Consider the following 13,787-nt stretch of genomic DNA (forward strand, 5'->3'; position numbering starts at 1 on the left):
TCCTGCGGTAACCATCTTCTCACAGAAATAATCTTACAAATTAAAATATAGTATAAAAAAGACGCCTACTATTGGTAGACGCTCAATTGTTCATCATTAAATTAAAGATCTCTAAACCCAATATCCTTCCGATAATAGAATCCAGACAAATCAAGTCGGCTAAGCTCGGCATATACCTTTGCCTGAGCACATTCGAGTGTCGATGCGTGATTATACAGAGTGAAAATTCGACCACCTGAACTGTACAGCTTACCCGCTTCTTCAGTCACTCCAGCATAGAACACGTTGCCAGGTAAGTCTTCCGGCAAGGCAATATGCTGCTTTGGTGAGGTTGGGTAACCAGGTGCAGAGACAACAACTCCCAAGTAAAATTCATCGGACTGCCACTGAACATCAGGCATTTTGCGGTTAATCAAGTCAGAAGTCATTTGATAGAAATCACTCTTAAGTTGTGGTAACAATACCTGCGTTTCAGGATCACCCAGTCGCAAGTTGTATTCAATCACTTTGGGCCCTTGCTTGGTAAGCATACAACCAATGTAAATGACTCCAGCAAATTCCAAGTCTTCCTTGGCAAGCCCAGCCATGGTTGGGTTGACAATTTGGTGAACAGTGGCGTCCAACACGTCTTGGGTGATATGTGGCACTGGCGAATAGGCACCCATGCCACCAGTATTAGGACCGGTCTCGCCTTCATAAATCTTTTTGTGATCCTGAGAAATCGGAAAGATGACTTTCTTGTCACCGCCTACAAATAACATCAGTGAGAACTCTTCGCCTTCAAGAAATTCCTCAATCAAGATTTCTCCAGATTTGTCTAATGCCGTTTTGATTGTCACATCCAGATCAGCGGCATCTTTGACGATGGTGACGCCCTTGCCGGCCGCCAAACCATTCTCTTTAACAACCAGTGGTAGCGACAATTCTTCAGCATAGCTCTTAGCTGCTGCAAAATCAGTAAAAGTTTGAAATTTAGCGGTTGGAATATTATTTCTGGCCATGAATCCTTTAGCAAAAGTTTTATCGCTTTCAAGCCGAGCAGCTGATTCATCAGGTCCGAACACTCGCAGTCGGGCAGCAATAAACGCATCGACAATCCCTTTGGAAAGTGGGACTTCTGGGCCGACAAACGTCAAATCAACAAGATGTTCTTTTGCAAATTCAACCAAACTGGGAAAATCCATCTCATCGATATCCACAGTATGAATATTGTCCTTCTTCATCCCCGGATTGCCTGGGGCACAATAAACATTTTCAACCTGTGGACTCTTTAACATTGTTGCTGCGATTGCATGTTCACGTGCACCGGAACCGATAACCAGAACATTTGCCATGATGAGATCTCCTTTTTTGGTCGTTATTTTTTCTATGTATGAAGGCTGGCGAGCAGCCTTGTTTTGCGTTTTTTCGTTTGTGGATTTAGTTTGTGGATTCGTTTTGATGACTTGATCACTTTGATAGCTTAGGCATCCTAGCCGAAACGTGCTCCGACGCAACTGATGCTAACTTCTAAGTGCACTTTGACTCAAACCCCAAGCCCGGGGTTTCAGCCAAAGTACCCTTAGAAACCGCATCACCCGTTGCTTGTCGCACTCTGCTTCTAATGTCTGAAATGTCTAACCCCTGTCATCACCATGGCAATTCCAAACTTATCAGCCATGGCAATTGAATCCTTATCCTTGATACTGCCACCTGGTTGGATAATTGCTTTGATATCATGCTTTGCTGCATATTCCACACAGTCATCCATTGGGAAGAAAGCATCCGATGCCATAATGGCATTTTCATAGCCGTCCTTCGGCATTGCCTTTTGGATGGCAATCTTGGCTGAGTCAATCCGGTTAGGTTGGCCCATGCCGACACCCAAAGTCTTCGTATCGGTGGTAACAACAACCGCATTACTCTTCACATGTTTGACAACGTGTTGGCCAAATTGCAATGCCTTCAATTGTTGTTCAGTTGGTTGAACTTTAGTCACAACTTTGAAGTCAGGGATTTGATCAATTTCGTGGTCACTTTCTTGAATGAGCATTCCGCCGCTAACAGTGATTTCTTCAAAACGGTCTGGTTCATCACGATGACTCAAATCAGCCTTGAGCAAACGAATATTCTTCTTTTTGGCAAGAATTTCAAATGCTTCATCAGTGTATGAAGGGGCAATGACGATTTCCAAGAAAATCTTATGCATCTTTTCGGCAGTTGCTGCATCGATCTCTCGGTTCACAGCAATAATGCCACCAAAGATTGACATTGGATCTGATTCATAGGCCTCATCCCAAGCCTTTTCAATTGTATCAGCGACACCGACACCACATGGATTCATGTGCTTCATGGCAATAACAGTTGGTTGGTCAAATTCAGCAACCATATTCAAGGCAGCGTTGGCATCCTTGATGTTGTTATATGACAACTCTTTACCATGAAGTTGGTTAGGAATAATTGATAATTTTGAAGGCAATGCTTTGCGATAGAAAGCAGCCTTTTGGTGACTGTTTTCGCCATAACGCAGTGATTGTTGCTTCTCGTATGTCAAAGTTAATTTTTCAGGGAACTCTTCGTCGGTCAAATAATTAGAAATCAAGGCATCGTAAGCTGCGGTGTGACGGAATACTTTGGCAGCCAAATGCTTTCTGAAATCAGCGTCATCTTTATGTTCTTTGAGAGCATCAATGACTGGTTGGTAGTCAGCAGGATCAACAACCGTCAGCACACCCGCAAAATTCTTTGCAGCAGCTCGAAGCATTGAAGGACCACCAATATCAATTTGTTCGATGGCTTCCGCTTGAGTTGTTTCTGGTTTTTCAATGGTCTGCTTGAATGGATACAGGTTAACTGCAACCAAATCAATTGGTGTAATGCCAGCATCTTTTAATTGTTTCATATGGTCTGGATCGTCACGTTTAGCAAGGATTCCGGCATGAATCTTTGGATGAAGGGTCTTAACTCGGCCATCCAGCATTTCTGGAAAACCGGTCACTTCTTCAACACCGGTAACTTCGACGCCGGCATCTTCCAGCGCTTTTTTAGTACCGCCGGTCGAAACGATTTCAAAATCCAAATCCTTTAATTGTTTAGCAAAATCAACCAAATTACTTTTATCAGAAACACTTAAAAGGGCTCTTCTAGACATTAAATTTCTCCTCTTTCTAATAATTGTTTGACAACGCTTGGATATAATACATGTTCAGTCGCGTGAATCCGCTGTTCAAGATCGCTCAACTTGTCGTCCTTATGAACTGGGACTTCTCGCTGGGCAATGATTTTTCCGGAATCAATTCCTGAATCAACCCAGTGGACCGTGACACCAGTGGTATCAACACCAGCTTCAAAGGCATCTTCAATCCCATGACGCCCAGGGAACTTCGGTAGCAGTGCTGGATGAATATTGATAATTTTGCCTTCATATTTCGCCAGCAATGTTGGTCCAATGATGCGCATATACCCTGCCAAAATAATGAAATCAATCTGCTCGTCTTCGAGTTTCTTGGCAATCACTGTCTCAGCAGCAGCCTTATCGGGATAATCTTTGAAATTAATCACAAAGGTTGGAACAGATTCTTTATGTGCCCGGTCAAGGACGTGAACATTTTTGTGATCACAAACCAACAGTTTAACGTTGAGTGGTAATTCTTCTTTTTTGAAAGATTCAGTCAACGCAGTGAAGTTGGTTCCCTCACCGGAGGCAAATATCGCTATGTTTTTTACGTCAGATTTCATTGCTGATCCTTTCGAATGATTACTTGTTTGTCACCAGAAATGAGCTTGCCGACTTGAGAAACGGTTTCCCCGGCAGCTTCCAATTGTTCTTGGACACTCGCGGCATCATCAGGATGGACCGCAATGACCATACCAAGGCCTAAGTTGAAAGTATGCTTCATATCATCGAATGACAAATTGCCAATTTCCTGCAAGTTGGTCATGATCGCCGGCACTTGCCAACTGCCATAATTGAATTCTGCGGAAAGATTGTCCGGTAAGATTCTGGCAACGTTCTCTGGCAAACCGCCACCTGTTATATGGGCGATTGAAACAATCTTTCCCTGTTCAATCAATGGGAGAACTGATTTGACATAGATCTTGGTTGGACGCAAAAGTTCATGTTTCAAATCAAGGTCACATCCTGAAAGCTGATCATTCAATGAATAGGAGTTCTGCTTAAACAAGATATCCCGAACCAAGCTGAATCCGTTGGAATGAAGGCCATTAGAAGCAAGTCCCAACAGCACATCGCCTTCTCGTAAGTTATCTGAGTTTAACAGCTTGGATTGATCGGCAATTCCAACCGCAAAACCGGCTAAATCGTAGTGACCATGGGTATACATATCAGGCATCTCGGCAGTTTCACCACCAACCAATTTGGCTTGAGCCTGTGAAACACCTTCAACGACACCAGATAAGATGTCCTTGGCCTTTTCATTATCCAAGTGGCCAACACCCAGATAATCCAAGAAGAACAGTGGTTTCGCGCCTTGTGCCAACACATCATTGACACACATTGCAACCAAATCAATCCCGATTGTTTTGTGAAGATTGGCTTTAATCGCAATCAGCAGTTTGGTTCCGACACCATCGGTGCCAGAAACCAGGACTGGGTTCTTGTAAGTCCCAAGTGATAAGGGAAACAAGCCACCGAAAGAACCAAGGTCACTATTCTTAGATAAATTCTTAATATCATCGACTAACTTGTAACCAGCGTTAATATCAACGCCGGCCTTTTTATAGGCGTCCATCCAAATTACCTCATCTCATTGATTGTAGTTGAGCTTGGTCACGATCGTACTCTTCTTCGTAATCATAAAGTGGTGTTGGGTATTTGCCGTCAAAGTATGCGACACAAAGACCTTTGTTAGGTGCATCAGTCTTCAAGTTAACAGAATCAACGACCCCTTGAACACTGAGGAAGCCCAATGAATCTGCACCGAAGATTTCACGCATTTGTTCGATCGTCTTATTGGCAGCGATTAATTCGCGGACATGTTGAATGTCAATCCCATAAAAGCATGGGTAACGCAGTGGTGGTGAAGCAATCCGAAGATGAACGGAAGCAGCGCCGGCGTCCTTCAACAATTTAACAATCCGGCGACTTGTCGTCCCACGAACAATTGAATCATCAACCAAGACTAGGTTCTTACCCCGAACCACACCCTTCACTGCGGAAAGCTTCATGTTAACGCCTTGTTCCCGAAGTGCTTGAGTTGGTTCGATGAAGGTTCTGGCAGAATACTGATTCTTTACCAGTCCCATTTCATAAGGTAAACCAGATTCTTCGGCGTAGCCCATTGCAGCGGACAGTGATGAATTGGGAACCCCAATGACCATGTCGGCATTTTCAACTGGCTGTTCTTGTGCCAATCTGGCACCCATCCGCTTTCTGGCGGAATGAACGTTAACTCCGTAAATATCAGAGTCGGGACGAGCAAAGTAGATGAATTCCATTGAGCAAATTGCTAACTGCGTATCATCAGTGTATTTATCAACCGTGATACCAGAAGCATCAATCTTGATCAGTTGACCCGGCTGAACATCAAATTTGAATTCAGCACCAACCGCGTCCAACGCACAGGTTTCACTGCAGACAACGTAAGCGCCGTTGGGCAGTTGGCCAACAACTAATGGTCGAAAACCATTTGGATCAAGAGCGGCATATAACCGGTCCTTAGTCATTACCAGGTAGGCAAAGCCACCTTTGATGATGTTCAGGGCTTCCTTCATTTGATCGTCCAAGTTATCCTCTTGGCTCAATCGAATCAAGTGCATCAAATTTTCTGTATCAGAACTTGAGTGATAAATCGCACCGCGATCTTCCAAATTCTTTCGAATTGAAATGGCGTTGGTCAAGTTTCCATTATGTGCAAGGGCAAATTGAGTATCACTAAAATTAAATGGCAGTGGCTGAATATTCTCCAGCAGATTGCTGCCGGCGGTTGAGTAACGAACGTGGCCGATTGCTGCTTGCCCAGTCATTTCATCAACGGCGCTTGGTGAATCAAAAACGTCGGTTAACAGGCCAAAGCCACGTTTGGTGGTCAAATGGCCATCATTATTAACGGTAATTCCAGCACCTTCTTGGCCACGGTGTTGAAGAGCAAATAGGCCGATGTAGGTCAGTTTAGCAGCGTCGGGAGTTCCCCAAACGCCAAAGATCCCACATTCTTCATTTAAACTTTTTACTTCAGACGGCATGGCAATGCCCCTTTCCAAATACCAAACGCTTTATCTACATCAAGATCAAAGTAACCATCGTTGGCTTGGACAAATAGGTGATTGTCATCGACTACCTTTCCAAGCTTTTGTGCGTCATTTCCAACTAATTGTTCAAATTCGGCTTGCTTTTCTTGTGGTACTGAAACAATGAATCGTGATTGACTTTCGGAGAAGAAGTCGGCGACGGTTAAGTCAGCGGTCAAATCAACTCCGAGTTGATTGCCAAATGTACTTTCGGCAATGGCTGTAATTAAACCACCTTCGGAAATATCATGAGCTGAGTTCAATAACTTTTGTTGAATAGCAGCAGTTACTAATTTTTGAATTTTAACTTCATAATCTAAATCAAAGTCGAAGAGCTTGCCGGAAATCTGACCGGTTTGCATCTTTTGAATTTGTGAACCATTGAAACCTGGTTCAGTCTTGCCGACAACGTAAACTACGTCGTCAGCGTGCTTAAAGTCTTGAGTTGTAATGTGATCCAAGCCCTTGATTAATCCAACCATGCCGACCATTGGAGTTGGGTAGATTGGAATATTATCGTATTCGTTATTCAATGAAACATTTCCGGAAATAACCGGTGCTTCAAACTTTTCACAAGCTTCTGTCATTCCCATAACTGCTTGATCCAATTCATAGAATTGATCAGGCTTTTCAGGGTTACCAAAGTTCAAGCAGTCGGTAATTCCCAGCGGAACAGCTCCTGATGCCACAATGTTTCGGGCTGCTTCAGCAACCGCCATAGCGCCGCCTTCTCGAGGGTTCAAGTAAAGGTAACGGCCATTCACATCCGTTGTGATTGCCAAGGCTTTGTCATAATGACGAACCCGGACAACGGCTGCATCTGAACCAGGTGCAACAATCGTATTAGTCTGAACTTGAGTATCGTATGTTTCATAGATACTTTCTTTGGAAGCAATTGTTAATTGGCTCAACATTTCTTTTAAAGTCTCGGTTGGATTGGTAATTTTTGGTTGATACTGGTTTGTATCGACATTCTTTAAATGTTCAGGCATTTCTGATTCACGGTGATAGACAGGTGCTTGTGATGCTAATGAATCAACTGGAACATCTGCAACCAATTTACCGTGATGCATGAGCTTGTAATTATGGCCTTCAGTCACATGACCAATGACAACTGCATTAACACCATGATCAGCGAAGACTTTTAATACTTCATCTTCGTGACCGGCTTTAACACATAAGAGCATCCGTTCTTGTGATTCGGAAAGCATCAGTTCAAAGGCGGACATGCCGGCTTCACGTTGAGGAACCAAATCAAGGTTCAGTTCCATTCCGTTACCACCAGCTTTAGAGCCCATTTCTGCAGAAGATGATACCAGTCCGGCGGCACCCATATCTTGGATACCGACTAAAGCGTCTGAGTGATTGTTGATCACGTCAAGGCAGGCTTCCATCACCAATTTTTCTTCAAATGGATCACCGACTTGAACGGCTGACCGTTGACTTTCATGTTCTGAATCGAATTGGAAAGAAGCAAATGAAGCACCGTTAATTCCATCACGACCGGTCTTATGGCCAACGTAGATAATACTGTTGCCAACTCCGGCAGCAGCCCCGACTTCAATCTTATCGAGATCCATCAGCCCAACTGACATTACATTAACCAGTGGATTGTGGGCATAGGCATCGTCGAATGCGGTGTCACCACCCACAGTTGGGATTCCGATACAGTTACCGTAAGCACTAATGCCGGCGACAATCTGTTGAATGAAGTACTTGTCAGCATCAGTCTTTGGTTCAGCAAATCTTAGGCTATCCATGCTGGCAATTGGTCGAGCACCCATTGAGAAGATGTCTCGTAAAATACCACCAACACCCGTAGTTGCGCCTTGGAAAGGTTCAACTGCAGAAGGATGGTTATGACTTTCGGCTTTGAACACAACGCCTTGGTTATCACCAATATCGATAATTCCGGCACCTTCACCAGGTCCTTTAACAACATGCTTGCCTTTAGTGAAGAACTTCTTGAGAACCGGTTTGGAATTCTTATATGAACAATGCTCGCTCCACATTCCGGAAAATAGCCCGACTTCGGTGTAATTAGGTAGCCGATGCAAAACGTCATCTTTAATCAAACCGTATTCGTGATCAGTTAAACCCATTGATTGGTATAACTTGTTGTCGCGAATTTGTTCCGGTGTCGCTTCAGTTGTTTGATCCATTACACTATTCATAGATTACCCCTCGACTTTTAATGTGATTAACGATCGACTGGAAGACTCCCTTCCCATCGTCTGAACCTAAAACTGCTTCAACAGCTCGTTCAGGATGAGGCATCATTCCAAGCACATTTCCTTGTTTATTAGTAATACCGGCAATGTTATCAACACTCCCGTTTGGATTGTTTTGATATTTGAAAACAATTTGGTCATTGGCAACCAAGTCCCGCAATGTTGCTTGGTCACAGTAGTAATTACCATCACCGTGGGCAATTGGTAAGTCGATCAATTGACCGGCTTTGTATTCGGAACTAAACATTGAGTGGTTATTATTAACAACCAATGGTTCAGTCTTGCAGATAAATTTAGCTGAAACATTCTTCTGCAGACTTCCTGGTAACAAGCCAGCCTCAGTCAGAATTTGAAATCCGTTGCAAATTCCCAGAACCGGTTTACCACTCTTCGCAAAATCCTGTAATGCAGGAATAATCGGCGAGAAGCGGGCAATGGCACCGCTTCGTAAGTAGTCACCATATGAGAAACCACCAGGAATCAGAACAGCGTCAAAACCGGCAAGTGAATCATGCTTGTAAGAAACCAGTTCAACATCTTCTTTGATGATATCTTTGATTGCATTGTAGAGATCCATTTCGCAGTTGGATCCTGGAAAAGCAAGGACAGCAAATTTCATTGGGCAGCCTCCGTTTCAACGATCTCGTAATGGTAATTTTCCATGTTGTAGTTGGCAAGCAGCTTGTCACAAATTTCGTTGATTTCAGCGTCAAGTTCAGCTTTTGTTTTGCCATCAGCAACAGTTAATTCAAAATATTTTCCTAATTTAACATCTTCCACATCGCTGTATCCCAGACGTTTCAATGCCTTATGAACAGCTTCGGCTTCCGGGTTTAGGATTGATTTTTTGTAGTTCACGTAAACTTTTGCAAGAGCCATTATTTAACATCCTCCACTTTTTCAAGGCGACCGAGAATTTCTTTATAGACTGGCACCAAAGCGCCCAAGCCTTTTCTAAAGACATCTTTATCAAGTGACTTCTTAGTATCGCGGTCAATCAAACGGCAGCTGTCTGGTGAAATTTCATCAGCTAAGATTAATTGGTTGTCGGAATCAATTCCGAATTCAACTTTGAAATCAACCAAGTCGACGTTCATTTCTGAAAAGATTTCTTTAAGGCGGTCGTTCACTTTAAGGGCAATGGCACGCATTTGATTCATTTGATCTTCAGTTGCAACGTTCAATGCTTCTGCTTGGAAATCATTAATGAATGGATCATCTAATTCATCACTCTTATAGAAGAATTCTTGAACCGGTTTGTCGAATTTCATTAAATGCTTAACAGCAAATTTCTTTTCAAAACTCCCAGAAGCAAAGTTACGAACAACAGTTTCAAGTGGAATGATCTTAACGCGTTTAACGAGTTGATTGTTGGAATCAATTTGTTTGATGAAATGGTTCTTAATGCCATGGTTGGCAAGATCTTTGAAGATCAGAGCTGAAATTTCACAGTTGGTTTGGCCCTTACCTGCCATTTGAACCTTTTTCTTACCGTTAAAAGCAGTTACTTGATCCATGTAGTGAACCCACATCGTATCTGGATCGTTGGTCGTGTACATTTCCTTAGCTTTACCTTTATACAACAAATCTTTTTTCACAATTTCAGTCATTTTAGTTTTCTCCCTTTAGCATGTCTGTTGATTTCAGTAACTGGTCAATGTCGTCACCAACGACGGTAACGTGGCCCATCTTACGTTGTGGTCGAATCTCCGCCTTGCCGTAATCGTGGAAATGCCACTCAGGATGATCCTTAAGTAGATTACGGGCAAGCGTTAAATCAGTGCCTAATAGGTTACGCATCACTGCGGGCTTTTCTTGGACAATTTCTGGAATTGGCAGACCGCAGATACTTCTTATGTGAGCTTCAAATTGAGAGATGTTGCAGGCTTCGATCGTATAGTGACCGGAGTTATGTGGGCGGGGTGCCAGTTCGTTAACCATGACATCCTGATCATCGATGACAAATAGTTCGATTCCAAGGACCCCGTATAAATCAAGCCGGTTAGCAATTGTTTCAGCATACTGTTTAGCTTTGGCATGGACTGCCTTGGAAAACCTGCCTGGGGCAATTGTCGTGTGAAGAATGTGATTCTTGTGGCGATTTTCAACCAACGGGAAGGTAATAACCTTACCGTTAAGATCCCGAGTTACCATCACAGATGCTTCAGCGATGAAATCTTGACGGGCTTCCAAGATACATTCTGCTTTCGTGTAAAGTTCGGCTGCTTTGTCAATATCATCAGCAGAGTTGATATCCATCTGACCGTGACCATCGTAGCCGCCGGAAACCGTTTTGAGGATCGCTGGATAACCAACTGTTTCAATGGCCTTCTTCAGTGAAACCTCATCAGTAACTGCAGCGAATTTGGTTACTGGAATGCCACAATCTTTAATGAAGTTCTTTTCATTCAATCGGTGGCCTGTAATATGAAGTAAATTGACACCTTGTGGCAATTCCACGACTTTCTTAGCTTTTAAAAGTGAGTCCTCATCGACGTTTTCAAATTCATAGGTTAAAACATCACTCTGTTCGGCTAACTTCATTAAAGAATCAACGTCGTCATACTCGGCGACAATTTGGAAATCGGCAACTTGTCCAGCCGGCGCATGTGGTGTCGGGTCAAGAATCCCAACGTGGTATCCCATCGACTTGGCAATCAAGGCCATCATCTGGCCTAATTGACCGCCGCCAACAATCCCGATGGTAGCTGGTGGCAAAATCGTTTTAATCGAACTGCTGCTCACTGTTTTTGGCCTCCACTCTTTGAGTTTCTTTTAAATCAGCCAGCTTGTCAGCCACTGCTGAATCAGTCGTTCCTAAAATTTGAGCTGCCAGTAAAGCCGCGTTCTTGGCGCCGGCTTCACCGATACTGACGGTGGCAACTGGAGCTCCGAATGGCATTTGGACAATTGAGAGTAATGAGTCAACACCATTTAATGTTCGTGTTTTCATCGGTACCCCAATGACGGGAAGCGTCGTGTTTGCTGCAATCATTCCTGGTAAATGAGCAGCCCCACCAGCACCTGCAATGATGACTTTCAATCCCTTGTCACGGGCCGTCTTGCCAAATTCTTGAAGTTCATCCGGCATCCGATGAGCTGAGATAACATGCTTCTCATAAGGGATTCCAAGATTTTCAAGTTGTTCACAAGCCAGTTTCATCGTTGGCCAATCAGAAATTGATCCCATTGCCACACCGACAACGTTTGCCATTCCAACCACTCACCTTTTCAAATTTATTTAGTGTCTATAATATACTTGCCCTCGTGATGTAAGTCAACGTTAATGTTCGTGTTTAAAACGGTATATGACTCGTTTTACCAAAATTATTTAATTAATTTACGGATTTTGTGCATTTTCATAATCGATTGTTGACTTTTTTCAATAATGAGTCAGGTTCTTGGTTTGCTCGCTCGCCCAACTATGAGCCGGAAAATGTTATGATAAAGGTATTAAAATGTTTATTTGGAGGCACAATTATGGAATTCAGAACACTTGGTAAAACAGGCTTCAAGGTCAGCGAAGTCTCACTTGGTACTTGGCAGTTGGGTGGTAAATGGGGAACCCCATTCGATCCTAAAGATGCCCGCGACACACTTGAGGAAGCTTACGACCGTGGTGTCAACTTCTTTGATACCGCTGATGGTTATCAAGATGGCCAAAGCGAAAAAGCGGTGGGTGAATTCATCAAGAATCATCCTGATGTTCACTACACCACTAAAATTGGTCGTAAAGAAGTGCCGTTAGATATTAAGCACTTTGATCCAGCTCATCTTGACCGTTACGTTGATGAGTCACTTAAAAACATGGGTACCGATTCACTGGACATGGTTCTACTGCACTGCCCACCAATGATGAACTACTATATGCCAGAAACTTTCTTTGAAATGGACAAGCTCAAGAAAGCCGGCAAAATTCAAAACTATGGTGTTAGTGTTGAACGAGTTGAAGAAGGGATCAAAGCATTGAGCTATGATATTTCGACCGTTGAAATTATCTTCAACATGTTCCGTCTTCGTCCAGCTGATTTATTCTTCGATCTGGCCAAGAAGAACAATGTCGGCATCTTAGCCCGGGTTCCCTTGGCAAGCGGTTTGCTGACAGGAAAATACACGGCTGATACCAAATTTGCTCCAGAGGACCATCGAACGACCAATCGTCATGGCGAACAATTCGATAAAGGGGAAACTTTCTCCGGTGTCGATTACCTGACCGGTGTCAAAGCGGCCGATGAATTGAAGCAACGTTTGGGAACCGAGAACCTTGCCGGAATGGCATTGCGCTTCATCCTCATGTACGATGCCGTTTCTGCTGTCATCCCTGGTGCAAGCAATCCAACTCAAATTGAGCGCAACACAACTGCTGCTGAGTTGCCTGCATTCACAGATGAGCAGATGCAGATTGTCCGTGACGTATATGATAAATATATTAAGAATCCGGTTGAATATCTCTGGTAAAATCGAATTTAAACAAAAAAGTTCCGAGGCAATTTTGCTTCGGAACTTTTTTCATCTACTTATTCAATTAAAGCTATAAATTAATCTTCGTCGTCTTCCTCATCCAATCCTTCACGTGGCGTCTTGCCAAGTAAAGCTTGAAGAGTCGCAATGTTATGGTTGTTATCTCGTAACAAACCAACTAAATGTTGTGCTAAAACTGGCCGATCTTCTTTTTCTGCCAGCTTGATGGCCCGGGTCACAAACATGTTCTCGGTGTCATAATCATGTACCAGATCATTCACAATCCACTCTGCAGATTCATATTTGTTCTGGCCATTTTCTTCAAGCATGGCGTATTCACCAAACTCTTTTTGAGTACTTGGTGTCACCAATGCTTCATCAATCAAAACCGTGCCCAAGGCATCTTTTTGTGAATATGCCTGGCTCAGCAATTTACCAAACAAACCTTTAAGCTGTTCAGCCTGCATCCCCTTCACATACCACTTTGCCATCTGGAGCTTGTCTGATAAGACAACCAAATTGGCAACGATGTGGCCGGTCATCGCACCGGCAGTTGGGGTGTGATGATCGATATCTGCTTGTTTTACTTCTGCTTCAAATAATTTTCCTGGAGTTGCTGTTGTCATATTCTTCACCTATTTCACTTTCATTGATTGAACTTCATAGCCTAAATCGGTCACAGTGTCGGACAATTTATCGGCGGAAATCTTGTCGCCATCGAAGTCGGTTTTGACTTTGGCGGCGTTGAACAAGACTTTAACGTTTTCAACACCATCTTGTTTTTCCAATGCGCCTTGAATTTTTTGCATGCATGACGGGCATGACAATGCGTCTAATTGTAGAATTGCTTTACTCATAATAATGACC

Annotated in this window: 14 protein-coding genes; 1 reads left to right on the forward strand and 13 read right to left on the reverse strand. The window is 43.3% G+C overall.

From position 1 onward, the window contains the following. Positions 1-101: 101 nt before the first annotated feature. From purD to purE, 11 genes are all read right to left on the reverse strand, one after another. Positions 102-1,334, reverse strand: a complete 1,233-nt coding sequence (purD, locus tag FD05_RS05105; RefSeq protein ID WP_020280679.1) for a phosphoribosylamine--glycine ligase — start codon at positions 1,332-1,334, stop codon at positions 102-104. Between the two features lie 266 nt (positions 1,335-1,600). Beyond that, positions 1,601-3,130, reverse strand: a complete 1,530-nt coding sequence (purH, locus tag FD05_RS05110) for a bifunctional phosphoribosylaminoimidazolecarboxamide formyltransferase/IMP cyclohydrolase (protein ID WP_020280678.1) — start codon at positions 3,128-3,130, stop codon at positions 1,601-1,603. Further along, entirely contained in the window at positions 3,130-3,717 is a 588-nt protein-coding gene (gene purN / locus FD05_RS05115; RefSeq protein ID WP_020280677.1) for a phosphoribosylglycinamide formyltransferase, read from the reverse strand. The genes purH and purN overlap by 1 nt, the downstream gene beginning before the upstream one ends. Beyond that, positions 3,714-4,730, reverse strand: coding sequence for a phosphoribosylformylglycinamidine cyclo-ligase (purM, locus tag FD05_RS05120; protein WP_020280676.1), 1,017 nt, complete (start codon positions 4,728-4,730; stop codon positions 3,714-3,716). Before purM ends, purN begins: the two co-directional genes overlap by 4 nt. Before the next feature lie 10 nt (positions 4,731-4,740). Continuing rightward, positions 4,741-6,183, reverse strand: a complete 1,443-nt coding sequence (gene purF / locus FD05_RS05125; RefSeq protein WP_020280675.1) for an amidophosphoribosyltransferase — start codon at positions 6,181-6,183, stop codon at positions 4,741-4,743. After that, positions 6,168-8,402, reverse strand: a complete 2,235-nt coding sequence (gene purL / locus FD05_RS05130) for a phosphoribosylformylglycinamidine synthase subunit PurL (RefSeq protein ID WP_039932588.1) — start codon at positions 8,400-8,402, stop codon at positions 6,168-6,170. The genes purF and purL overlap by 16 nt, the downstream gene beginning before the upstream one ends. Further along, positions 8,395-9,078, reverse strand: a complete 684-nt coding sequence (gene purQ / locus FD05_RS05135) for a phosphoribosylformylglycinamidine synthase subunit PurQ (RefSeq protein ID WP_039932585.1) — start codon at positions 9,076-9,078, stop codon at positions 8,395-8,397. The genes purL and purQ overlap by 8 nt, the downstream gene beginning before the upstream one ends. Beyond that, the gene (purS, locus tag FD05_RS05140) at positions 9,075-9,338 is read right to left on the reverse strand and encodes a phosphoribosylformylglycinamidine synthase subunit PurS (RefSeq protein WP_020280672.1); all 264 of its coding nucleotides are present in this window, start codon (positions 9,336-9,338) and stop codon (positions 9,075-9,077) included. The genes purQ and purS overlap by 4 nt, the downstream gene beginning before the upstream one ends. Continuing rightward, positions 9,338-10,069: a phosphoribosylaminoimidazolesuccinocarboxamide synthase gene (gene purC / locus FD05_RS05145; protein ID WP_020280671.1), complete on the reverse strand. Its 732-nt coding sequence runs from the start codon at positions 10,067-10,069 to the stop codon at positions 9,338-9,340. The genes purS and purC overlap by 1 nt, the downstream gene beginning before the upstream one ends. Position 10,070: 1 nt before the next feature. Beyond that, entirely contained in the window at positions 10,071-11,204 is a 1,134-nt protein-coding gene (gene purK, locus FD05_RS05150; protein ID WP_020280670.1) for a 5-(carboxyamino)imidazole ribonucleotide synthase, read from the reverse strand. Beyond that, a complete protein-coding gene (gene purE / locus FD05_RS05155; protein ID WP_020280669.1) occupies positions 11,185-11,673 on the reverse strand; it encodes a 5-(carboxyamino)imidazole ribonucleotide mutase in 489 nt (162 codons plus the stop codon). Before purE ends, purK begins: the two co-directional genes overlap by 20 nt. 266 nt (positions 11,674-11,939) lie before the next feature. On the opposite strand from purE, the gene FD05_RS05160 reads away from it, so the two are divergent. Continuing rightward, entirely contained in the window at positions 11,940-12,917 is a 978-nt protein-coding gene (locus FD05_RS05160) for an aldo/keto reductase (protein ID WP_020280668.1), read from the forward strand. Between the two features lie 80 nt (positions 12,918-12,997). On the opposite strand, the gene FD05_RS05165 is transcribed toward FD05_RS05160, so the two are convergent. Next, the gene (locus tag FD05_RS05165) at positions 12,998-13,546 is read right to left on the reverse strand and encodes a ferritin-like domain-containing protein (protein ID WP_039932582.1); all 549 of its coding nucleotides are present in this window, start codon (positions 13,544-13,546) and stop codon (positions 12,998-13,000) included. A gap of 9 nt (positions 13,547-13,555) precedes the next feature. Then, a complete protein-coding gene (locus FD05_RS05170; RefSeq protein ID WP_039932580.1) occupies positions 13,556-13,777 on the reverse strand; it encodes a heavy-metal-associated domain-containing protein in 222 nt (73 codons plus the stop codon). Positions 13,778-13,787: the final 10 nt, after the last annotated feature.

Origin of the sequence: Lentilactobacillus otakiensis DSM 19908 = JCM 15040, from assembly GCF_001434145.1 — a bacterium.
GTDB classification, from domain to species: domain Bacteria; phylum Bacillota; class Bacilli; order Lactobacillales; family Lactobacillaceae; genus Lentilactobacillus; species Lentilactobacillus otakiensis.

Excerpts from the sequence above, each read along its gene's own strand:
- FD05_RS05160 (WP_020280668.1), top strand. The coding sequence starts at position 11,940 with ATGGAATTCAGAACACTTGGTAAAACAGGCTTCAAGGTCAGCGAAGTC.
- purQ (WP_039932585.1), bottom strand. The coding sequence starts at position 9,078 with ATGAAATTTGCTGTCCTTGCTTTTCCAGGATCCAACTGCGAAATGGAT.
- purC (WP_020280671.1), bottom strand. The coding sequence starts at position 10,069 with ATGACTGAAATTGTGAAAAAAGATTTGTTGTATAAAGGTAAAGCTAAG.
- purL (WP_039932588.1), bottom strand. The coding sequence starts at position 8,402 with ATGAATAGTGTAATGGATCAAACAACTGAAGCGACACCGGAACAAATT.
- purD (WP_020280679.1), bottom strand. The coding sequence starts at position 1,334 with ATGGCAAATGTTCTGGTTATCGGTTCCGGTGCACGTGAACATGCAATC.
- FD05_RS05165 (WP_039932582.1), bottom strand. The coding sequence starts at position 13,546 with ATGACAACAGCAACTCCAGGAAAATTATTTGAAGCAGAAGTAAAACAA.
- purN (WP_020280677.1), bottom strand. The coding sequence starts at position 3,717 with ATGAAATCTGACGTAAAAAACATAGCGATATTTGCCTCCGGTGAGGGA.
- purS (WP_020280672.1), bottom strand. The coding sequence starts at position 9,338 with ATGGCTCTTGCAAAAGTTTACGTGAACTACAAAAAATCAATCCTAAAC.
- purM (WP_020280676.1), bottom strand. The coding sequence starts at position 4,730 with ATGGACGCCTATAAAAAGGCCGGCGTTGATATTAACGCTGGTTACAAG.
- purH (WP_020280678.1), bottom strand. The coding sequence starts at position 3,130 with ATGTCTAGAAGAGCCCTTTTAAGTGTTTCTGATAAAAGTAATTTGGTT.
- FD05_RS05170 (WP_039932580.1), bottom strand. The coding sequence starts at position 13,777 with ATGAGTAAAGCAATTCTACAATTAGACGCATTGTCATGCCCGTCATGC.
- purF (WP_020280675.1), bottom strand. The coding sequence starts at position 6,183 with ATGCCGTCTGAAGTAAAAAGTTTAAATGAAGAATGTGGGATCTTTGGC.
- purE (WP_020280669.1), bottom strand. The coding sequence starts at position 11,673 with ATGGCAAACGTTGTCGGTGTGGCAATGGGATCAATTTCTGATTGGCCA.